The sequence below is a fragment of the Lentzea sp. NPDC051838 genome (genome assembly GCF_040681245.1).
Classification (GTDB): Bacteria; Actinomycetota; Actinomycetes; order Mycobacteriales; family Pseudonocardiaceae; genus Lentzea.
Genome location: NZ_JBFAYI010000002.1, coordinates 94,116 through 113,400, shown reverse-complemented (window position 1 = coordinate 113,400; position 19,285 = coordinate 94,116). Strand labels below are relative to the sequence as shown.

Annotated in this window: 20 protein-coding genes; 10 read left to right on the top strand and 10 right to left on the bottom strand. The window is 67.8% G+C overall.

The genetic code is table 11. The annotated features are described in order from the left end of the window. Positions 1–13: 13 nt before the first annotated feature. The gene (locus AB0M24_RS06460; protein ID WP_363761818.1) at positions 14–649 is read left to right on the top strand and encodes a GntR family transcriptional regulator; all 636 of its coding nucleotides are present in this window, start codon (positions 14–16) and stop codon (positions 647–649) included. Here AB0M24_RS06460 and AB0M24_RS06455 read toward each other — a convergent pair. Next, positions 610–1,956: an MFS transporter gene (locus AB0M24_RS06455; RefSeq protein ID WP_363761816.1), complete on the bottom strand. Its 1,347-nt coding sequence runs from the start codon at positions 1,954–1,956 to the stop codon at positions 610–612. The two genes, AB0M24_RS06460 and AB0M24_RS06455, sit on opposite strands and share 40 nt — an antisense overlap. Before the next feature lie 46 nt (positions 1,957–2,002). Here AB0M24_RS06455 and AB0M24_RS06450 point away from each other — a divergent pair, with 46 nt between their 5' ends. The 4 genes from AB0M24_RS06450 to AB0M24_RS06435 all read left to right on the top strand — a co-directional run bounded on the left by AB0M24_RS06450 (position 2,003) and on the right by AB0M24_RS06435 (position 4,544). Then, on the top strand, positions 2,003–2,683 hold the full coding sequence (locus AB0M24_RS06450; protein WP_363761814.1) for a DUF2848 domain-containing protein: 681 nt from the start codon (positions 2,003–2,005) through the stop codon (positions 2,681–2,683). 85 nt (positions 2,684–2,768) lie between these two features. Then, complete coding sequence (locus tag AB0M24_RS06445; RefSeq protein ID WP_363761812.1) at positions 2,769–3,404, top strand: dihydrofolate reductase family protein; 636 nt, start codon at positions 2,769–2,771, stop codon at positions 3,402–3,404. Continuing rightward, complete coding sequence (locus AB0M24_RS06440) at positions 3,352–4,032, top strand: hypothetical protein (RefSeq protein WP_363761810.1); 681 nt, start codon at positions 3,352–3,354, stop codon at positions 4,030–4,032. The genes AB0M24_RS06445 and AB0M24_RS06440 overlap by 53 nt, the downstream gene beginning before the upstream one ends. Further along, the gene (locus AB0M24_RS06435) at positions 4,032–4,544 is read left to right on the top strand and encodes a GNAT family N-acetyltransferase (RefSeq protein ID WP_363761808.1); all 513 of its coding nucleotides are present in this window, start codon (positions 4,032–4,034) and stop codon (positions 4,542–4,544) included. Before AB0M24_RS06440 ends, AB0M24_RS06435 begins: the two co-directional genes overlap by 1 nt. Here the strand turns inward: AB0M24_RS06435 and AB0M24_RS06430 are convergent. Further along, positions 4,541–6,004 (bottom strand): multicopper oxidase family protein, encoded by a 1,464-nt coding sequence (locus AB0M24_RS06430; protein WP_363761806.1) that lies wholly within the window; start codon positions 6,002–6,004, stop codon positions 4,541–4,543. The two genes, AB0M24_RS06435 and AB0M24_RS06430, sit on opposite strands and share 4 nt — an antisense overlap. A 139-nt stretch (positions 6,005–6,143) precedes the next feature. Beyond that, entirely contained in the window at positions 6,144–6,800 is a 657-nt protein-coding gene (locus AB0M24_RS06425) for an SDR family oxidoreductase (RefSeq protein ID WP_363761804.1), read from the bottom strand. 79 nt (positions 6,801–6,879) lie between these two features. Between AB0M24_RS06425 and AB0M24_RS06420 the strand changes: the two genes are divergently transcribed. After that, complete coding sequence (locus AB0M24_RS06420; RefSeq protein ID WP_363761802.1) at positions 6,880–7,311, top strand: helix-turn-helix domain-containing protein; 432 nt, start codon at positions 6,880–6,882, stop codon at positions 7,309–7,311. A 226-nt stretch (positions 7,312–7,537) separates the two neighbouring features. Beyond that, the gene (locus AB0M24_RS06415; RefSeq protein ID WP_189257206.1) at positions 7,538–7,783 is read left to right on the top strand and encodes a hypothetical protein; all 246 of its coding nucleotides are present in this window, start codon (positions 7,538–7,540) and stop codon (positions 7,781–7,783) included. On the opposite strand, the gene AB0M24_RS06410 is transcribed toward AB0M24_RS06415, so the two are convergent. After that, positions 7,758–8,216, bottom strand: coding sequence for a DUF1801 domain-containing protein (locus AB0M24_RS06410; protein ID WP_363761799.1), 459 nt, complete (start codon positions 8,214–8,216; stop codon positions 7,758–7,760). The genes AB0M24_RS06415 and AB0M24_RS06410 overlap by 26 nt on opposite strands. A 76-nt stretch (positions 8,217–8,292) precedes the next feature. On the opposite strand from AB0M24_RS06410, the gene AB0M24_RS06405 reads away from it, so the two are divergent. Continuing rightward, entirely contained in the window at positions 8,293–9,108 is an 816-nt protein-coding gene (locus tag AB0M24_RS06405) for a 3-methyladenine DNA glycosylase (RefSeq protein WP_363761797.1), read from the top strand. 63 nt (positions 9,109–9,171) lie between these two features. Continuing rightward, entirely contained in the window at positions 9,172–10,878 is a 1,707-nt protein-coding gene (locus AB0M24_RS06400; RefSeq protein ID WP_363761795.1) for a substrate-binding domain-containing protein, read from the top strand. A 31-nt stretch (positions 10,879–10,909) separates the two neighbouring features. On the opposite strand, the gene AB0M24_RS06395 is transcribed toward AB0M24_RS06400, so the two are convergent. From AB0M24_RS06395 to AB0M24_RS06380, 4 genes are all read right to left on the bottom strand, one after another. Beyond that, positions 10,910–12,727, bottom strand: a complete 1,818-nt coding sequence (locus AB0M24_RS06395) for a hypothetical protein (protein WP_363761793.1) — start codon at positions 12,725–12,727, stop codon at positions 10,910–10,912. A gap of 9 nt (positions 12,728–12,736) precedes the next feature. Beyond that, on the bottom strand, positions 12,737–14,344 hold the full coding sequence (locus tag AB0M24_RS06390; protein WP_363761791.1) for a CHAP domain-containing protein: 1,608 nt from the start codon (positions 14,342–14,344) through the stop codon (positions 12,737–12,739). A gap of 113 nt (positions 14,345–14,457) precedes the next feature. Continuing rightward, positions 14,458–15,120, bottom strand: a complete 663-nt coding sequence (locus tag AB0M24_RS06385) for a response regulator transcription factor (protein ID WP_363761789.1) — start codon at positions 15,118–15,120, stop codon at positions 14,458–14,460. Then, positions 15,117–16,256 carry a histidine kinase gene (locus AB0M24_RS06380; RefSeq protein ID WP_363761787.1) on the bottom strand — a complete coding sequence of 380 codons (1,140 nt, stop codon included), beginning with the start codon at positions 16,254–16,256 and terminating at the stop codon, positions 15,117–15,119. The genes AB0M24_RS06385 and AB0M24_RS06380 overlap by 4 nt, the downstream gene beginning before the upstream one ends. Before the next feature lie 89 nt (positions 16,257–16,345). On the opposite strand from AB0M24_RS06380, the gene AB0M24_RS06375 reads away from it, so the two are divergent. Beyond that, on the top strand, positions 16,346–17,488 hold the full coding sequence (locus AB0M24_RS06375; protein WP_363761785.1) for a glycosyltransferase: 1,143 nt from the start codon (positions 16,346–16,348) through the stop codon (positions 17,486–17,488). On the opposite strand, the gene AB0M24_RS06370 is transcribed toward AB0M24_RS06375, so the two are convergent. Together AB0M24_RS06370 and AB0M24_RS06365 are read right to left on the bottom strand one after the other, a co-directional pair. Then, positions 17,475–18,287, bottom strand: coding sequence for an aldo/keto reductase (locus AB0M24_RS06370; protein ID WP_363761783.1), 813 nt, complete (start codon positions 18,285–18,287; stop codon positions 17,475–17,477). The two genes, AB0M24_RS06375 and AB0M24_RS06370, sit on opposite strands and share 14 nt — an antisense overlap. Next, on the bottom strand, positions 18,275–19,246 hold the full coding sequence (locus AB0M24_RS06365) for a YafY family protein (protein WP_363761781.1): 972 nt from the start codon (positions 19,244–19,246) through the stop codon (positions 18,275–18,277). Before AB0M24_RS06365 ends, AB0M24_RS06370 begins: the two co-directional genes overlap by 13 nt. Positions 19,247–19,285: the final 39 nt, after the last annotated feature.

The following is a 19,285-nucleotide window of genomic DNA, read 5'->3' as shown; positions in this document are numbered from 1 at the left end:
GTATACATGTTGTATGCAGGCTGCAGACAGCTTGTCCGGCAGGGAAAAGGCTTACGAGTTCCTGAAGGACACGATCCTCGCCGACCCCGAGATGCAGGGGCGGTTCATCAGCGAGCAGGACGTCGCCAACCAGATCGGCGTCTCCCGCACGCCGATTCGTGAGGCGTTGCTGCTGCTCGCGGCTGAAGACCTCGTGCAGCTGGTGCCGAAGAAGGGCGCGTACGTCGCGCCGTTGTCGTCGCGGCAGATCACGGAGCTGATGGAGCTGCGTGGTGTCGTCGAGCGGTATGCGGCCGAGCGCACGATGGCCGAGGGCACTGTGCCGTTGCGGAAGATGGTCGAGCTCATCGAGCAGCAGCGGTGGCTCGTCGAGGACCCGCGGCAGTTCATCGACGTCGACAGGCAGTTCCACGCGCTGTTGGTGGCGGCGACGGGCAACGAGCTGTTGGCGAAGACCTACGAGGGGCTGCGCGCACGGCAGGTGCGCGCGGGTGTGGTCGCGTTGTACCGGGCGCACAACAGGCAGCAGGCCGTGATCGACGAGCACAACGCGATCGTGGCCGCGCTCGAGTCCGGAGACGTCGGCGCGGCCACCGCGGCGATCACCGCTCACTTGGACACCACGCTGAAAGTGCTGCTGAACGGCTGAATCTCCTCCTCGGGCTGAGGATCGCGGCCGAGGCGCAGACCGATCAGCGTCACCACGCACGCCACGCTGACGTAGACGCCCACGACCACCCACGTGTGGAAGCTCGCCAACAGCGCCGTGAACAGCAACGGCGCCACAGCGCCGCCGATCACGCCGGCCAGCGTGTAGGCGAGCGAGCTGCCGGTGTAGCGGAGGCGTTCGGTGAACTGCTCGGCGATGAACGCCGCCTGCGGTCCGTACATGAACGCGTGGAAGCCAAGTCCGACAACGACTCCGAGCACGATCAACGGCCAGGACTTGGTGTCGATCAGCGGGAACAGCAGGAACGGCCACACCGCGCCGCACACCGCGGCCACCGCGTAGAGACCGCGCCGGTTGACCCGGTCGGACAGCCAGCCCGCGAGCGGCATCAGGAACAGCTGGAAGCCCGAGGCGATCAGCACCGCGATGAGACCCCAGTTGCGCGGCAGCTTCAGCTGGGTCGTGATGTAGGTCAGTACGAACACGGTGTGCAGCGCGTACAGGACGTCCGGACCGACGCGGCACAGCACGGCGGCGACCAGCGGACGGCGCTGAGTCCGGAACACCTCGCTGACCGGCGCGGACGGGCGGTCGCCGCGCTCCTCGATCGCCTTGAAGACCGGGGTTTCCTCCAGCTTCACCCGGATCCACAGGCCGAAGATCACCAACACCGCGGACAGCAGGAACGCCACGCGCCAGCCCCACGACATGAACGCCGCGTCCGACAGCGCCACCCCGAGCAGCGCGAGCACGCCGTTCGCCATCAGGTTGCCGGCGGGCGGGCCGATCTGAGCCGCCGACGCCCAGAAACCGCGCTGCTTCGGGTTGCCGTACTCGCTGGACAGCAGCACCGCGCCGCCCCACTCGCCGCCGAGCCCGACGCCCTGCGCGAACCGCAGCAGCACGAGCAGCACACCCGCTGCTCCGCCGATCGCGGCGTGCGTCGGCAACAGGCCGATGAGCAGCGTCGCGATACCGGTGATCAGCAACGTCGTGACGAGCACGCGTTTGCGCCCGATCTTGTCGCCGAGCCTGCCGAACAGGAACCCGCCGAGCGGCCGGGACAGGTAGCCGACCGCATACGTCGAGAACGCGAGCAGTGTGGCGGTGAGCGGTTCGGAGCTCGGGAAGAACAACGGGCCGAGCACGACGGCCGCGGCGACGTTGTAGATCGCGAAGTCGTACCACTCCAGAGCGGTACCGGAGAGCGAGGCCACGAACGCGCGTACCAGCGCTGAACGAGGTACGTCGTGTGGCGTTGGTGTCGTTGCTGTGTGGGGCGGCATGCGGTAATACTGCCTGTATACAACTCGTATGCGCAAGGAGTACCGCATGTCTACCGCTTGCACACTGGCCTTCGACCTTCCCGACGGCACCGTTGCCGAGGTCTCCGTGACGACCTTGCTGAACGGCGGGTATGCAGGTCGCAGCCAGGACGACGTGGCCGCTCACGTGCGCGAACTCGCCGAGCTGGGCGTGCCGGCGCCGTCCGTGACGCCGAGCCTCTACCCCGTCTCGCCGTACCTCGCGCAGCAGACGACGACGGTCCCGGCTCAGCACGAAAAGACGTCCGGCGAGGCCGAGTGGGCCCTGATCGTCACCGAGAACGACGTGCTGCTGACCGTCGCGTGCGACCACACGGACCGCGCGCTGGAGGTGCACGGCGTCGCGTGGAGCAAGAACGCGAGCCCGGACGTGCTGGGCCGCAAGGCGTGGCGCCTGTCGGACGTCGCGGACCGCATCGACGAGATCGAGCTGACCGCGTGGGCCGACGGCGTGGAGATCCAGCGCGGCACGCTCGCCGAGCTGCTGACCCCGCAGTACTGGGTCGACCGGCTGCGCGACCTGGGCCTGCTCAAGCCCGGCACCGTCCTGCTGTCCGGCACGATCCCGATGCACCACGGCGTGGAGCAGTTCGCGTCGAAGTGGCGCGTCGAGCTGCGCGACCCGGCCACCGGTGATGTCCTCGACTGCGGCTACGAGGTGACCCAGCTGCCGGACCCCATCGGCTGATCGGTATGTGCTCCCGGGCCCGGTGTCGATCCGGCCCGCTCCTGGTTCGACGTGCCGGTACAGGAACACGACACAGGAGGCACCGATGAGCAAGGTCTACACGGGCGCGAGCACCTCGATCGACGGTTACGTCTCGGGTCCGGAGTTCTCCGGCTTCGACAAGCTGTTCCGCTGGTACGAGTCGGGCGACGTGGCGTACACGGTCCCCACCGGCTCGATGACCTTCCACCTCACGCCGGCGAGCGCCGCCTACTTCAGCGGGATGGTCCAGGCGACCGGCGCGCTCGTGGTGGGACGAAGGCTCTACGACTTCACCAACGGCTGGGGCGGACAGCACCCGATGGGCGTGCACACCGTCGTGCTCACCCATCGGCCGCTGGAGGACAACGAGCACTTCACCTTCTGCAGCGACGGCATCGAGAAGGCCATCGAGATCGCCGGGGTGAAGGCCGGCGACAAGGTCGTGGGCCTCAACTCGGGTGAGGTCGCCCGGCAGGCTCTCGACGCCGGACTGGTGGACGAGATCTTCCTCGACCTGGTGCCGGTGATCCTCGGTGGCGGAACCCCGTTCTTCGCGCCGGGCAAGGGTTTCGAGCTGGAGGGACCGCTTTCGGTCATTGAGGGCGTGGGCGTCACGCATCTGCGCTACAAAGTGAAGTATGGGGAGGATGGTGCTGTTACCGCTGATCTTCGCGGTGACGGCGGCGTGCGCGGTCAGTGATCCGCGTGCACAGGCCGAGCGGCTCGTGAAACCGCCTGCGCTCGGCCCTGTGCGCGCCGAGCTGGCCGGCCAGACCACACCGACGTTCGCCGCGATCGACGCGCTCGAGTGGCTCGAACGCGGGCCGAGCGCGACGGAGGACTCCTGCACCCTCGAGCCGGGCAACACCAAGGGGATCTTCACCAAGCAGTGGTGGGACGTGAGCTGCTACTGGAGCACAACGCGCTACTACGGTTTCGACGGTGACTTCACCGCGCGGACGCAGTCGCTGAACGACGCCCTCATCACCGCCGGGTGGCCGAAAGCCAACGACCTGGGCATGGCGCTCGACTACTACCACGAATTCCACGGCCGGCCGGAAGGAACTCGCAAGTACGACGCGTCGTTTCTGCCGAGCGTCGCCTACGACGGCTATCTCGGCAACAATCGGTGGACGGTGCGGCTGAGCTGGGGTGAAGCCGGCCAGGTGCCAGACGAGTTCGAGCGCGCACTCCCGGCCGTCGACTACCTGCACCACGAGGCCACTGAGGTCGATCGGGTACGCGTGCACCGGGAGATCACGAGCAGGCATCAGTACCTGCTCGTGGTCTCGGTGGGCACGCGCTACTTCACCCATAGCATCGAATGATGAAGCTGCGGAGGCTGACCGAAGCCGACCTCGACGAGCTGATCCGGGTCGTTCAGGAGTCGCTCCCGCATCTGCGGCCGTGGATGCCTTGGGCGGCAGGCGATTACGACGCGTCGACCGCCGCCGGGTTCCTCGGCATCGCGGTGAGCACGTGGGAACGCGGCACGATGTTCCACCACGCGATCACCGTCGACGGCGAGATCGTCGGCGTGGCCACCGCGGACCGCACGGACGAGAACGACCTCGTGGAGATCGAGTACTGGCTGCATCCCGCGCACACGGGCCGTGGCCTGGCGACGAACGCGGCCTCGCAACTGGTCGAGCTCGCGTTCTCGCTCGAGGGCGTGCGCAGGGTCCAGATCTGGCACGACGAAGCCAACGTCGCGAGCAGCGGTGTGCCGCGGCGTCTCGGGTTCACCGAGATCGGCCGCCGCACACCGCCGCGCGAGCCCGCGATCGGCAACCGCGTCGGAGTCGACGTGGTGTGGGAACTGCGGCGCCAGGTCAGCTAAGGCACGATTTCGAGCTGCGCCATCATGCCGATCCACGAGTGTTCGAGGAAGTGGCAGTGGTAGACGTAGCGCCCGGTGTAGCCGGTGAACGTGGCCTGCACCTTCACCGTCTCGCCCGCGGTGATCGGGATCGTGTCCTTGAGGCCCGCGTCGCCGGGCAGGGGCGGGCCGCCGTTGCGCTCCAGCACGCGGAACTGGACCAGGTGCAGGTGGAAGTTGTGCTTGACGCCGGTCGGGTCGGAGCTCTTGATCAGCCACGTCTCGGTGGTGCCGCGTTTGATCGTGAAGTCGACGCGGTCCATGTCGAAGACCTTGCCGTTGATCACGCCGTCGGGCCGTTCGTTGGGCTTGAAGACGAACGACAGGTCGACCTCGCGGTCCACTGTGGAGTAAGGCATCGCGGGCAACGGGCGCAGTGCGGCCGGGACGCGGCTCGAGTCGGAGGCGCGGCGGACCACGTCGAACCGGAGGATCTCACCCGCCACGGCGTCGGTGACGATCAGCTTGGAACCGATGGGGTACTTGGAGAAGTCGATGACGACGTCGGAGCGTTCGGCCGAGGAGAGGACGAGCTCGTCCTGTTCGAGCGTTCCGGCGAGCAGGCCGCCGTCCGAGCCGATGCGGGTGAACTTGTCGCCGACGAGCTTGAGCTTGAAGACGCGCTGGTTGGCGGAGTTGATGAGGCGGAACCGGTACTTGCGGGCCGCGACCTCGAAGTAGGGCTGCGGGACGCCGTTGGCGAGCACGACCGTGCGCTTGCTGGGGTCGTCGAAGACCACGATGTTGCCGCTGTCGTCGAACTGGATGTCGCGAAGGAGGATCGGGATGTCGTAGGCGCCGGACGGCAGGTTCAGCGCCTTCTCGGAGTCGTCCTCGATCACGTAGGCGCCGTGCAGTCCTAAGTAGACGTGCGCGGCTTCGCTGCCGTGGCTGTGATCGTGGTACCAGAGGGTCGTGCCCTGCTGGGAGTTCGGGTAGAGGTAGAGGCGGGTGCGGCCGGGCTCGATGAGATCCTTGGGGTGGCCGTCGTGCTCGGGCGCCACGTGACCGCCGTGCAGGTGGACGTTGGCGGCCTCGTCCATCTTGTTCTGGAACATGATCAGCGTCTTGCGGCCGGTCTTGGCCCTGATCGTCGGGCCGACGAACTGACCGCCGAAACCCATGACCGGCGACTTGAGGCCGGGCAGGATCTCCGCCGTCGTTCTTTCGATCGAGAGCTGGTAGACCTCTTGTTTCGCGGTGGACACCAACGGTTTGAGCACCGGCGGCACGGGCATCGCGCGTGTCCACGGCACTATCTCCGGTTTTGTGCCGCTGAACGTCTTCGACTCCACGAACGCCTTCGCGTGCTCACTGTGCGTCGAGTCCTCGTGACCCTCTGCGGGCGCGAGCAGTTGCGGCACACCGAACACTCCCGCCGCGACGCCTCCCGCGGCGAGCACACTTCGTCTGTTGAGCATCGCTGTTCCCCTAAGCGCCCCAGGCGGAGGCGAACGTGAGAACGCTCCCGCGGCGGTTGGATGCGGCGGAAACCTACGCCGGACGCTCAGGGGGAACACCTAGTTCCAGAAGGGCTTTCGGTGTGCAGAGCCGACTGTCTCAAGAGGCCAGTGCGGCCTTCACCGAACGAGTGCGGTCGTCCGCCAGCACCTCGTCATCACCATTCCGAATCGCTTGCAGCACTTGGGAAACGACGTCCTCGGGCGCGATCTTGGGTGCCGTGACGTCCGAGACCATGTCGGTGTCGATGAACCCGGCGTGCACTCCGATGACGTGAGTTCCCTGCTCCCGCAAGGCTTGCCGCGTCGAGTTCGTCAGCGACCAGCCCGCCGCCTTGGACGCCGCGTAGCCGCGCCAGTCCGCCTTGCCGACGAACGAGAGGATGCTCAGGACGTTGACGAGCGTGCCGCCGCCATTGGCTTTCAGAATGGGCGCGAACGCGTCGGTCACGCGCACCAGCCCGAAGAAGTTGACCTCGAATTCTGCCTTGATGCTGTCAACGTCCGCGCCCGCGACGAGCACGCCGGCGTTGTTGACGACGATCGAGACGTCTCCGAGCTCCTTGGCCGCGGCCTCGAGCGAAACCTGGTCACTCACGTCCAGCCGGACCGGAACGACCCCCTCGTCCACAACGGACGCCGGATTGCGCACCCCGGCGTAGACCTTCGCACCCTGCTTGACGAACTCCTGGGCGAACACCCTCCCGAGCCCGCGGTTGGCGCCGGTCACCAGCACGGTCTGACCCTTGAAGTCCATGACTACCTCCTGAGTTGTCTTTTCAAACCAACTCCGGCTTCGTCAGTTTGATTTCCCAACCCGCTGATAGCATCGTCACATGGCTCCACGAAGCTGCTCGATCGCGAACGCGCTGGAGATCGTCGGCGAGCGGTGGTCGCTGCTGGCGCTGCGCGAGGTCTTCTTCGGCAACACCCGGTTCGACCAGATCGTGGAGAACACCGGCGCCTCCCGCGACGTGCTGGCCGCACGCCTGAAGAAGCTGGTCGCCGCCGACGTGCTGGAGAAGGTCCAGTATTCGTCGCAGCCGCCGCGGTACGAGTACCACCTGACCGAGTCGGGCCGGGCGCTGCACAACGTGATGCTGATGCTCAAGGAGTGGGGCGACACCTACGTGACAGAGGGACCCCTCCCGCTCGTGTGGGAGCACTCTTGTGGCGCCGTGCTGGAACCACGGGTCGTGTGCACTTCGTGTGGTGAGGAGGCGACCTTCGATTCGTTGCACCGCGCGCCTGCCTCGGCGGCGTCGTGAAAGAGCAGTCGGCCGCGCGGCTGGAGGCGCTGAGGCAGCAGATCGGCGCGACCTGGATGGTCGGGTTCGAGAACTTCGACGGCGGCCACCCGTTCATCGAGGTGTCGGAGGGGCGAGGAACTGCGCTTCACCACGTTTCGACGCCAGGTGGAACTGCTCGGCTCGCTCGACCCGCGGTGGGCACAGCGTGCGCAGGAGTCCCGGCCGACCCACTAGGTTGTGCACCATGAGCGAGGACGACGAGGACGAGTTCGCCGAGGACGACGACTTCGAGGACGAGGAAGACGCCGACGACCTCTTCGCCGTCACGCCCGAGCCGCGCACGGTGTGTCACCTGTGCGGTGGCGCGAGCTACATCGCGGCGCCCACGCTGGCGATCATCGGGGGTGCGCCGCGGACCGTCGACAACGGGCGCGAGTGCCCGCACTGCAACGGCGCGCGGACGTTCAACGGGCTCGTGCCGCCGCTTTAGCCCTGTTCTCGGCGTGCCAGTCGAGGAAGTCGGGCACCTGGAGGCGGGCGATCTCCTCGCCGATGACGTCCAGCGCGAGGTCGCCGACCCGTTTGAAGCGGATGCAGGCCTTGCCCATGTCGAGCTTCTTGCCGGTGGCCGCGTACCTGGCGCGGAAGGGCTCCTCGAACTCCTCCATCACCGTGGTCAGGTAGACGGCGTAGTAGTTCTTCTGCGCGGCGAGGGCCGCGTACATGAGCGGCTTCTTGTTGTACGTCGGACCGCTCACCTCCAGGGGCACGGCGTACGTGATGAGGCCCCAGTCCATTTGCTCGACGTAGCCGCCGGGGAGGTTGGCGAGGATGACGTCGCGCACAGCCTCGACCTCGGCACGCTGCTGATCAGGCAGTTCGGCGAGGTACTGGGCGACCGTGGAGGCATTGCTCTTCACCATGCGCGTACGGTAATCGCCCGTGGAGGTCCTGACCCGAGCCGAATGGCACCAATTGCGCGATTCGCACGTCGCGCGCATGCGGCGATTCACCGGGCCGCACCAGGAACGGAAGCTTCGGCGCGAGAAGCACCCGGTCATGGACTTCCTCTTCACGTACTACAGCCATCGGCCTGTGCGGCTCGAACGGTGGCATCCGGGGCCCGGCGTCGTGCTGGAGGACGCGGACGAGTACCTGGAGTTTCCGCACTACAAGCGCACTGAGCAGGGCGTCACGCTCGACGTCGACAGCTTCTTTCAGCAGCGCGAGAAGACGCTGGAGTTCGTGCGGGCGCTGCTCACGGCGACGTTGAGCAGGCCGGCGCGGCTCGGATGCTTCGGGTTGCACGAGTGGGCGATGGTCTACCGGCAGCAGCCCGAGGAGGTCCGGCACAACGCGTGGCCGTTGCGCCTGGGCAGTGACGGCACCGACGCGGTGGTCGAGGCGAGCCGGATCCAGTGCGGGCACTTCGACGCGTTCAGGTTCTTCACGCAGCCCGCGCGGCCTCGCAACGCCTTGCAGCCCACGCGGGAGGACCAGGTCGCGAACGAGCAGCCGGGGTGCCTGCACGCGAACATGGACCTGTTCAAATGGGCGTACAAGCTGGAGCCCGCGACGCCGTCGGACCTGGTCGCCGACTGCTTCGAACTGGCCGCTGACGTGCGCGAACTCGACATGCAGGCCTCGCCGTACGACCTGGCTGACCTGGGGTACTCCCCCGTGCTGATCGAGACGCCGGACGGGCGGGCGGAGTACGTGCGGAGGCAGGCGTCGTTCGCCTCGCGGGCTCAGCCGTTGCGAGAACGGCTCGTGTTCGTTTGCCAGTCGATACAAAGAGTGACTTCACTTCGCTGACGGAGTTCACCTGTTAGCGTGATTGGCGGTCGTCGGGGGCCGCTGAGTAGTTGTGAGGGATCGATGTCTCGACACCGCGCGCTGCGGGCGAGGGTGCGGCGCGGGATCGCCAAGTGGCCCGTGCTCATCGTCGTGTTCGTCGTGCTGATCGGCCTCGGCTGGCTCGCTTGGTCGTGGGCCGGTGGTGTGCTCGACAGCCGAGCGAGGGCGCTGGCTCAGAACTGCAGTGAGGGCGACTCGGTGCTGCGCGTTGCGGCGACGCCGAGTGTTGCCGAGGCTGTTGCGGATGTCGCGCGCGCATGGAGCGCCACGCGGCCCGTTGTGTACGACCACTGCATCGCCGTCGAGGTCACTTCCCTGGACTCATCGGCGGTGCTGGACGGGCTGACGACCTCGTGGGACGCGGAGAAGCTCGGCGCGCGGCCCCACGCGTGGGTGCCCGACTCGATGCTGTGGGCGAACCGGCTGACGGCGCTGAACGCGAAGCTCGTCGGCTCGGCGCCGAAGTCCATCGGGACGTCACCGGTGCTGCTGGCCGCGCCCGAGGCGGCCGCGCCTGTGCTGAAGGACTTCAAGTGGTCCGACATGCCGGAGGTCACGGACTGGCAGAAGTTCGGCCAGGGCTGGGGACGGTTCAGCGTCGCGATGCCGGATCCGGCCGCGAACACAGCGTCCGCGCTGGCGATTCAGTCCGCTCTGGCCGGCGGCAAGGGACCCGTGACGGCCGAGTCGCTCGGTTCCGAGGCGTCGAAGGCGGCGTTGTCGAAGCTCGCCGCCGCCGTACCGCCCGAGGTGCCGGGGACGACGCGGGACGCGTTGCGGCGCCTGGGAGACAGCGCGACCGTGAACGCGGCGGGCTTCAGCGTGACGCCGGTGTCCGAAGTGGACCTCTACAAGCACAACACCGGCAAGGAAGCGCCGTCGAAGCCGTTGGTGGGCGTGCTGCCGGTCGGGCCGGCGCCGGTGGCGGACTTCCCGTACATCGCGCTGGGCGGCTCCGAGGTCGGCGAGGCGGAAGTGCGTGCGGCGCAGGCATTCCGCGAGTTCATGACCGAGCCCGCGCAGCAGAAGATCCTGGCTTCCGGCGGTTTGCGCGTCGAGTCCACTCAGGACCGTCCGTCACCGTCTCCCGGCGTGTCCTGGGCAGCAGTGACGGAGAACCTCGTGGCGGCCGACGCCGTGACGACGCAGCAGATCTCGTCGGCGTGGGCGTCGGCGGACCGCGGCGGGCAGGTCGTGACGGTGCTCGCGGACGTGTCGACGTCGATGAAACCCAGGCTGGACAAGGTGAAGGCCGCGTTGCGCGGCCAGGTGGACAGATCGGTGTCCGGGTCGTTCGGGCTCTGGGAGTTCGCGCGCGACCTGGACGGCTCGAAGCCCTACAAGCAGCTGGTCGGAGCCGGGCCGGTGGCGGAGAAGCGCGAGGCGTTGCGTCGTGCGATCGACGGACTGAAGACGTCTGACGGCTCGCAGCTCTACACCTCGCTGGCGGCTTGCTACGAGACAGCGCACGACGGGTTCGTCGCCGGGCGGGTCAACCGGGTCGTCGTGATCACCGACGGCACCTCGGACGGTGGCATCGACCTGGCCGCGCTGAAGGATCGCTTGCACGGCAAGGACTTGGCGGTCAGCTTCATCGCGATCGGCTCCGAGGTGGACCGCGCGGCGCTGGACGACATCGCTGGGACGACCGGCGGTTCGGTGTCCGTTGTGGACGGTCCGGACGGGGTCGAGGCGGCTCTGGGGCAGGTGCTGTCGACGAAGGCGTAGAGGGCGGGCCGTTTCCGGCCCGCCCTCTCCTTCAGTTGCTCTGTTGGTAGCGCCTGCGGCGGGCCAGGAGCAGGCCGAGGCCGGTGAGGCTCAGGCCTGCGAGGCCGATCGGGAGCAGGTCGCCGGCGCCGGTGTAGGCGAGTTCGTCCTCCTTCTTGGGGTGGATCGGCTGGCCGATGGCGTTCTTGACGACCTCGGCTGGGATGGCTGCGGGCTGGGGTTCGACAGGGTCAGCCGCTTCGACCGGGTCGGCCGCTTCGACGGGGTCAGCCGCCTCGACTGGGCCCGCCGTGTCGACTGGGCCCGCCGCTTCGGCCGGGTCTGCCGCGTCAGCCGGGTCCGCCGTGTCGACCAGGATCGCGTCGGTGACCGGCTGACGGACCTCCACCACTTCGGGCAGCGTCTCGTAGATGATGATCTCCGTCGGCTGGTGCACCGTCACTACCTCGACCCGGACCACGCCCTGGTGATAGACCGACTCGATCACCGGCTCCACCGCGTCGATCGCCGGATCCGGCTCGGGCGCCGCGTTTTCGTCCTGGATCCGGTCGAGAGCCTTGTTGGCTTCGTCCAGCAGACCGTCGAGCGCGGCCAGCCCCTGGTCCACCGCGGCGTCGAGCGGGTCGAGCTGAGCGGGGGCTTCCGGCTCGACCTGGTCCAGCGCCTTGTCCGCCTCGTCCAACAGACCGTCCGCGTGGTCCGCGACGTACGTCAGGGCATCGGCAACTGCCTTGGCGATGCCATCCGTCAACGGGTCCGGCTCGACCGGCTTCGGCGACGGCGCCTCCGCATCGAACTGGTCCAGAGCCCTGTCCGCCTCGCCCAGCAATGCGTTCGCCGCGTCGAAGCCCTGATCAGTGACATAGGTCAGTGCGTCGGCGACCGCGTGCGCGATGCCATCGGTCAGCGGGTCCGGTCCGCTCGGCTTCGGCGAATCCAGAACAGGCACAGGTTCCACAGCCAACACCGGCTCAGGCTCAGCCGGTGCGTCCGCACCAACCTGGTCCAGGGCCTTGTCCGCCTCGTCCAGCAAATCGTCCGCACGATCAACGGCGTACGTCAGCCCATCAGCGACTGCCTTGGCGATGCCATCGGTGAGCGGGTCGGGTTCGGCCGTCTGCGTGGGCTCGGCGTGCGACACGACCTGGTTGGAAACGGTGTCTGCCGGAGCGGGTTCCGGGGTCGGTTCGGGGGTGGGTTCGTCGGCAGGCTTGGCGGCGGGCACCTCGGCCACCGGTGCTGATACCGGGTCAGCCACGGGCGCCGGCTCAGGCACCGACTCGGCCGCAGGCGCAGACTCGGTGACTGGCACCGACTCCGCGACTGGCCCCGAGGGTGCCTCCGCCACCTGCGCTGGGGGCGAGACAGAGGGTGTCGCGGGCACCACCACCGGCTCCGGAGCAGCGTCCGCCGCGGGTACTGCGGCCGGTTGCTCGCTCGGCAGGGAAGGCTGGGCATCGGGCTGTGTTGCGGACGGCGGCGGACCGGGGTCGGCAGGCGGCGGACCTTGGTCAGCGGGTTGGACACTGGTCTCGGCGGGCTGCACGACGGGCTGCACTGGCGACTGGGCGGCGGCATCGGCAGGCTGGGCGGCGGCATCGGCAGGCGATGCGGCAGCGGCATCGGCGGGCTGGGCGGCTGGGACGGCCGGTGGGAGTTCGGCTACGTCCTGGGTCAGGGCGGCCAGCTGTTCTTCCAGGTCGTCCGCCTCTTCCTGCCAGGTCTGCAGCGGGTCGGCGGGCTGGTCGACGGCCGGGGGCTCGCTCGCGTTGGCCTGGCTTGCGAGGCCCAGGGCTGCTGCCAGGGCGAAGCCGCCTGCGGCCAGGACCTTGGTGACGAGGTTCGACATGGCTTGCTCCTAGGCGATCGTGGTGACGAGCTTGGACTGGAGTTGCAGGAGTTTCGTGGTCAGGGCGGTCAGGGCGTCGGTCATGAAGCTGGACTGCTGTTTGCCCGCGTACTTCTGCTTGGCCGCGGTCAGTTGGTCGTTGATGCGCTGGATCTGGGCTTCCAGGCGTTCTCGCGCGGTGGCTTCCGCCGGGGTGGCCGCGGCCTTGTCGGCGCTGATGGCCGCGCGCTGTTCCTGGGTCACGCCGGCGGTCAGGGTGTAGCCGAACTGCTTGGTGGCGGTGTTGTAGACGACTGCGCCGTTGCGGTACAGGCGCTTGACCTGGTCGCCGACGGTTTCTGTGCCGGTCTGGTCGCCCAGCAGGCCTGCCAGGGTCGGGCGTTCGGTGAGGAACCTGTCCAGGCGCTGGTCAGGGGTGATCGGCTTCACGAGCTCTGACGTGCCCAGGTGGATGAAGTGCTTCACCAGGTCGGCGCGGAGGAGTTTCTGGCCGTAGCTCAGGGGCGAACCGAAGCCGTTGTAGTCCTCCAGCAGGACGTAGGTGATCTTGGGGGTCGACGGGGAGGCGGCGGCGTCGTCGATGTACTTCTTCAGCTTTCGGGCGTCCGGGTACTTCGACGACGCGAGCTTGTCGATGGCTGCCTGGTCGGACTTGTTGAGGCGGTAGGCGCGGGACACGACTGCGGCGTGGCCGTCGGGGCCGAACGGAGAGCCCAGCAACGAGTCGCCGGGGTCCCAAGTCGCCACGGCGCCGACGGCGGGGGTCTTGTCGACCTTCACGCCGATGTCGGTGTACAGCTCGTCCATCCGACCGGCGGAACCGGCGCTGGTGCCGACGTGCTTGTTCACCTTGAGCAGGTTGGTCTTCTCGAAGAAGCCCGAGTAGTCGCCGCCTGCGCGGTTGATGATCCACCACTCGGCGTAGGTGCCGCACTGCTGGAAATCGGCCAGTTTCGCGGACCCGTGACCGTACGTGCGGAACATCTCCTCGGCCTTGTAGTCGTTGCCCAGCACCGGATCCTGGGAGATGTCGCGCGGCACACCCGGCGACGACGGTTCGAAGGCGCCGGACAGCCACTCCTGCTTGCGCGTCTGTCCGATGTGGATGAAGTTCGACACCGAAGAGGTGGGCTGCCGGTAGTTCTGGTAGCCGTCGCCGGTGTACCGGCCGTAGTCCTCCAGCGTCACGGTGCCGTCGTCGTTCACCGCTGCCACGTAAGCGAGGTGACCGTCGTCGAAGTAGGCCAGAGAGCCGATGGAAGGCGTGTCGTTCACCGGATAGTCGTTGTCGCGGGCCTGCCGAAGGACCCACTCGGGCGAGAGGGAGTGGTCGGCGGCGCCCGCGCCGATCTCGTCGAGCACGTCCGTGAACGACGTTCCCCTGCGCTTGGCGATGCGAGCGAGAGCGAAGGTGGTCGCGCTCTGGGCCTCTTCCAGCTCGGCATCACCGAACGCCTTTTGGACCGCGGCCCAGTCCACGTCGTCGGACAGCGCGGCGGCCGGGAAGTCGGCGACCGCGACCGGCGAAGCGTGGGCGAACGAGTCCCCCACCCCGAACAGCACCGAGGTAGCCATTCCCAGCGCGGCGACCTGGACGAGCACTCTGTTGACTGACATCGGTTTCCCCTCGGACAAGTGGATTTCCCTTGCCCAGAAGAGTGCCGACGTCACAACGGAAAAGCCCTACCACGGCGGACGGCGAAATGCCCGCCGCGCATACCGCGGAAGTTTCAGCCGCCCGGCCTGACCAGGCCCGCCTCGTACGCGAAGGCGACCACCTGCGCACGCGACGACAGCCCGAGTTTCGTCATCGCGCGGTTGAGGTGGGTCTTCACAGTGGCCTCGGACAGGAACAGCTTCGAGCTTATGTCCCCATTGGACAGTCCACGTGCGACCAGCGAGACGATCTCCGCCTCCCGCGCCGTCAAAGCGGAGAACGACTCAGGCAGACCTCGTGCCGGCTCGGGCATCGCGGCGAACTCGCTGATCAGCCGACGGGTCACCGAAGGCGCCAGCAGTGCCTCGCCGGACGCGACCAGACGAACCGCGCGCACGAGCTCCTCAGGTGGCGTGTCCTTCAGAAGAAAACCTGAGGCACCAGCACGAAGTGCCGCGAACACGTGCTCGTCCAGGTCGAACGTCGTCAGCATCAGGATCGACGCGGCAGACCCCGAACCGACGATCTCGCGGGTCGCGGTGACACCGTCCAGACGCGGCATGCGCACGTCCATCAGCACGACGTCGGGCTCCAGCTCGCGCGCCAGCCGCACGGCCTGTTCGCCGTCGTCGGCCTGCCCCACCACGAACAGGTCGGGCTGCGCGTTCAGCAACGCCACGAAACCCGCCCTGACCAGCACCTGGTCATCCACCACCAGCACCGAAGTGGTCGTCATCGCGCCTCCACCGGCAGCTCGGCCGTCACCCGGTACCCGCCGTCCACATGCCGCGCCGACACCACACCGCCGTACATCCCGACCCGCTCCCTCATGCCCACCAGGCCATGCCCGCCGCTCACGACGCCAACAGGCACAACGGAAGGACTTTCGTTGAACACGTCCATCACCAGCCGGTCCGGGCGGCACACGAACGACACCTGAGTGCGCACCGGACCCGCGTGCTTCAGCACGTTCGTCAGCGCCTCCTGCACCAGCCGGTACGCGACGAGCGCCTGACCGGGTGGCAGGTCGGGCGGATCGCCGTCGCGCAGCACCTCCAGGTCCAAACCGGACTCCCGCGCACGCGCCAGAAGCTCCGGTATCCGGCCGAGTCCAGGCTGCGGCTCACCACCGTCCTCATCGGACTGCCGCAGTACGCCCAGCATCGACCGCATCTCCGCCAGCGACTCGCGCGACGTGCGTTCGATGATCCCCACCGACTCGGCCACCTGCTGAGGATTCGACGTGAGCAACGCGCGCGCCACCCCGGACTGCACGGCGATCAGGCTCAGGCCGTGCGCCACGATGTCGTGCATCTCGCGCGCGATCCGGTTGCGTTCGCCCATCACGGCTTCTTCCGCCAGCCGTTTGTGCGCCTCGTCGAGCATGCCCAGCGTTTGCTCCAGACGTTCCCTGCGTCGCCGGCTCCTCCGTTGCGCCTGGCCGAGCGCGGAGGTCACGCAGAACAGGGTGATCCAGCTGCTCAGCCAGAACCCGACGTCGACCGTGCGATCAGGTACGCCCGGCACGAAGATGCCCGCCCACAGGACGAGCACCGTCGCGAGCACCGCCAGCCACACAGCCACTCTGGTCGACAACGAGTAGAGCGCCACGAGCATCGCGAGGATGTTGCCGTTGTGCGGGTCGCCGAGGGAGGCCTGCACGACCATCACCTCCAGCACCACCGCGAACACGACCGCCGGATACCGCCTGCGCAGCAGCAACGACAGCGCGGCCACGACCTCGAGCAGCACCTGCCAGCTCAGCGGGCGGAGCTTCGAGTCGTTGAGGAACATCAACGGCGTGTGCAGGGCCAGCACCGCGAGCACCAGCAGGCAGTCCACGACGAGCGGACGGCTCAGCAGGTGCTTCATACCGCTGATTCTTCGGCTATCAGCCGCCGCGGCAACCCGACGTCACCCCAACGTGGAACCCGCCGCTCGAGCCGAGCGTTGAGACGGGCATGGGGATCTTGGTGGCGTCGCTGCCGTTCGCCGGGCACGTGGGCGCGATGGCAGCGGTCTCGAACGAACTGGTCAGGCGCGGGCACGACGTCCTGGTCCACACCGGCGCGAAGTACCGGCACAAGTTCGTGGGCGCGGAATACCTGCCCTGGACGAAGGACTGGGACGACGCCGAGCTGAACAAGACGTTTCCGAGCATCGGGGACGGCAAGGGCATGCGGGCGAACTTCGCGAACGTCCGCGACGTGCTGGTAGGAACCGGTGCGGCACAAGCGAAGGACGTCCTGGAGGCCGAGTTCGACCTGGTGGTCACAGACCACCTGGCGTTCGGTGCCGCGATGGCCGCCGAGATCAAGAACGTGCCGTGGGTGACGGTCTCACCGACGCCACTGGTCGCCAGCAGGCCCCTCGTCCGCATGGTCTCGGGGCTGATCGCGGACCCGATGTTCAACCGCATGCGCGCGGAAGTGGGGCTGAAGCCCAAATCCGGCGCGCTGGAAGCCTTCTACTCATCGGATCTGCTGCTGGCGCAAGGGGTTCGGGAGCTGGAGACCGTGCGGCCACCGAGCCAGGCGCGGTTCGTCGGGCGGTTGATCAGCCCGACGACCAGGAAAGACGTACCCGAGTGGTGGCCGGAGCTCGACGGCCGGACCGTCGTGCACGTGACGCAGGGGACGCTCGAAACCGGAGCGGACGACCTGATCAAACCCGCGATGGAGGCGCTCCAGAACCACGACGCACTGGTGGTCGTCACGACCGGTGGCGCACCAACGGAAACTCTGGGGACATTGCCGGACAACGCGAGAGCGGCCGAGTTCATCCCCCACGACCTGCTGCTGCCGAAGACCGACGTGATGATCACCAACGGCGGCTGGGGCGGCGTGCTGGCGGCGTTGGAGGCGGGCGTGCCGATGGTCGTCGTGCCGGGCGAGCTGGACAAGGCGCAGGCGGCCATGCGAGTGGCGCGCGCGGGAGCCGGAATCACCCTCCGCACGCCGAGGAACCTCGGGCGAGCGGTCGATCAGGTGCTGTCGGAGCCGCGCCACCGCGAACGCGCGGAAGAGCTCAGCAGCGCGATCAAGGCGGCCGGTGGCGCGGCCAAGGCGGCGGACGAGATCGAGGATCTGGTCAAGCGGCGTTGAAGCGGTCGGGATCGGGGCCGGTGCGGGTCCCGTTGTCGAGCTCGGCGATCACGGTCATGTCGTCCTGCGCCAGCTCGAAGTCGAAGATGTCGAAGTTCTCCTTGATCCGATAGGGAGTGACGGACTTCGGGATCACGACGTTGCCGAGCTGGACGTGCCAGCGCAGCACGATCTGCGCGGGGGTCTTGGCGTACTTCTCGGCCAGCCCGGTGATCTCCACCCGGCCCAGCAACGCACCCTGGGCCAGTGGCGACCACGCCTCGGTGACGATCTTGTGTGCACTGTGGACCCTGCGCATCTCGTCCTGCTGCAGCAACGGGTGCAGCTCGATCTGGTTCACCGCCGGGACGGTCGGGAACTCGTCGAACAACCGTTGCAGGTGGCGCGGCTGGAAGTTCGAGACGCCGATCGAGCGCACCCTGCCGTCGGCGTAGAGCTGTTCCAACGCGCGCCACGTCTCGGCGTAGAGGTCGCGGGACGGGACGGGCCAGTGGATGAGGTAGAGGTCGAGCACGTCGCGGCGCAGTCGGCCCATGCTCGCGTCGAACGCGCGCAGCGTCGAGTCGTAGCCCTGGTCGGCGTTCCACAGCTTGGTCGTGATGAACAGGTCGGGGACGCCGGCGATCGCGTCGCCGACCCCGGTCTCGTTGCGGTAGGCGGCGGCCGTGTCGATGCTGCGGTAGCCGGCGTCCAGAGCGTGCGTGACCGCGGTGGCCACCTGGTCCTCCGGCACCTGGAAGACGCCGAAGCCGAGTTGAGGGATCCGTACTCCGTTGTTCAACGAGATCAGCGGAACCATGCGCGTAGCTTCGCATCGTTGTAGACGTCGTGCATCGCCTTGATTGTCGCCATGATTTCGTGTCTCAACTCGTTTGGAGCGATCACCTCGACGTCGGCACCGAATTTGAGCAGGTCAGCGACGGCGTGCCGAGTCGATTCGGTCGGGAAACCGAATTCCTCGCCAGGCTCCGGCGCAAGCTGTCTGATCACGCGCGCCTGGTAGCCGCTGAGCAGGTACTGGGTCTTGTCGAGGCCTGCTCGCGTCATGCGGACGGTGATGCGCTCGCCGTACATGCGCGCCTCGAACTGCTCGGACCACTCCGACCAGAACGCGGCCAGGTCGAAGTCCGCGGGCCGCTCGAACGACTCCCCGAGCGACTGGAGCGAAAGAACCCGGGACACGCGGTAGGTGCGGCCGCTGCCGACGAAGTACCAGGTGCCCGCCTTCAGGACCAGTCCGTACGGGTCGACCGAGCGCTCGACCGTCTGGTTGCCCCAGCGCTGGTAGGTCATCCGCACACGACGCTGTTCCCAGACGGCGTCGGCGATCGTGGCGAGGTGCTCGGTCGGTTCGTCGCCGCGGAACCACGTCGGGGTGTCGAGGTGGAAGCGTTGGCGAATCTGCTCGGCACGAGATCTCAGCTCGGTCGGGAGTGCGGCGAGCAACTTGAGCTGAGCCGCGGCGGCGAACTCCTTCAGCCCCAGCTCCTCGGCCGGTCCCGGCAGCCCCGCGAGGAACAACGACTGGGCCTCCGCGCCCGTAAGACCGGTCAGCCGGGTGCGGTAGCCGTCGATCAGCTGGTAGCCGCCGGAAGGCCCGCGATCGGCGTACACAGGAATGCCCGCGGCGCTCAGCGACTCGATGTCGCGGTAGATCGTGCGAACCGACACTTCGAGCTCGGACGCCAGCTCGTCGGCCGTCATCCGGCCCCTCGACTGGAGGAGCAGGAGAACCTGGATGAGCCGGCTCGACTTCATGGAACAAACCTGACACGAACTGTCAGCTTCTGCCAGCAG

Coding starts and splice junctions, on each gene's coding strand:
- AB0M24_RS06460 (WP_363761818.1), top strand. CDS start 14: ATGCAGGCTGCAGACAGCTTGTCCGGCAGGGAAAAGGCTTACGAGTTC.
- AB0M24_RS06455 (WP_363761816.1), bottom strand. CDS start 1,956: ATGCCGCCCCACACAGCAACGACACCAACGCCACACGACGTACCTCGT.
- AB0M24_RS06450 (WP_363761814.1), top strand. CDS start 2,003: ATGTCTACCGCTTGCACACTGGCCTTCGACCTTCCCGACGGCACCGTT.
- AB0M24_RS06445 (WP_363761812.1), top strand. CDS start 2,769: ATGAGCAAGGTCTACACGGGCGCGAGCACCTCGATCGACGGTTACGTC.
- AB0M24_RS06440 (WP_363761810.1), top strand. CDS start 3,352: ATGGTGCTGTTACCGCTGATCTTCGCGGTGACGGCGGCGTGCGCGGTC.
- AB0M24_RS06435 (WP_363761808.1), top strand. CDS start 4,032: ATGAAGCTGCGGAGGCTGACCGAAGCCGACCTCGACGAGCTGATCCGG.
- AB0M24_RS06430 (WP_363761806.1), bottom strand. CDS start 6,004: ATGCTCAACAGACGAAGTGTGCTCGCCGCGGGAGGCGTCGCGGCGGGA.
- AB0M24_RS06425 (WP_363761804.1), bottom strand. CDS start 6,800: ATGGACTTCAAGGGTCAGACCGTGCTGGTGACCGGCGCCAACCGCGGG.
- AB0M24_RS06420 (WP_363761802.1), top strand. CDS start 6,880: ATGGCTCCACGAAGCTGCTCGATCGCGAACGCGCTGGAGATCGTCGGC.
- AB0M24_RS06415 (WP_189257206.1), top strand. CDS start 7,538: ATGAGCGAGGACGACGAGGACGAGTTCGCCGAGGACGACGACTTCGAG.
- AB0M24_RS06410 (WP_363761799.1), bottom strand. CDS start 8,216: ATGGTGAAGAGCAATGCCTCCACGGTCGCCCAGTACCTCGCCGAACTG.
- AB0M24_RS06405 (WP_363761797.1), top strand. CDS start 8,293: ATGCGGCGATTCACCGGGCCGCACCAGGAACGGAAGCTTCGGCGCGAG.
- AB0M24_RS06400 (WP_363761795.1), top strand. CDS start 9,172: ATGTCTCGACACCGCGCGCTGCGGGCGAGGGTGCGGCGCGGGATCGCC.
- AB0M24_RS06395 (WP_363761793.1), bottom strand. CDS start 12,727: ATGTCGAACCTCGTCACCAAGGTCCTGGCCGCAGGCGGCTTCGCCCTG.
- AB0M24_RS06390 (WP_363761791.1), bottom strand. CDS start 14,344: ATGTCAGTCAACAGAGTGCTCGTCCAGGTCGCCGCGCTGGGAATGGCT.
- AB0M24_RS06385 (WP_363761789.1), bottom strand. CDS start 15,120: ATGACGACCACTTCGGTGCTGGTGGTGGATGACCAGGTGCTGGTCAGG.
- AB0M24_RS06380 (WP_363761787.1), bottom strand. CDS start 16,256: ATGAAGCACCTGCTGAGCCGTCCGCTCGTCGTGGACTGCCTGCTGGTG.
- AB0M24_RS06375 (WP_363761785.1), top strand. CDS start 16,346: ATGGGGATCTTGGTGGCGTCGCTGCCGTTCGCCGGGCACGTGGGCGCG.
- AB0M24_RS06370 (WP_363761783.1), bottom strand. CDS start 18,287: ATGGTTCCGCTGATCTCGTTGAACAACGGAGTACGGATCCCTCAACTC.
- AB0M24_RS06365 (WP_363761781.1), bottom strand. CDS start 19,246: ATGAAGTCGAGCCGGCTCATCCAGGTTCTCCTGCTCCTCCAGTCGAGG.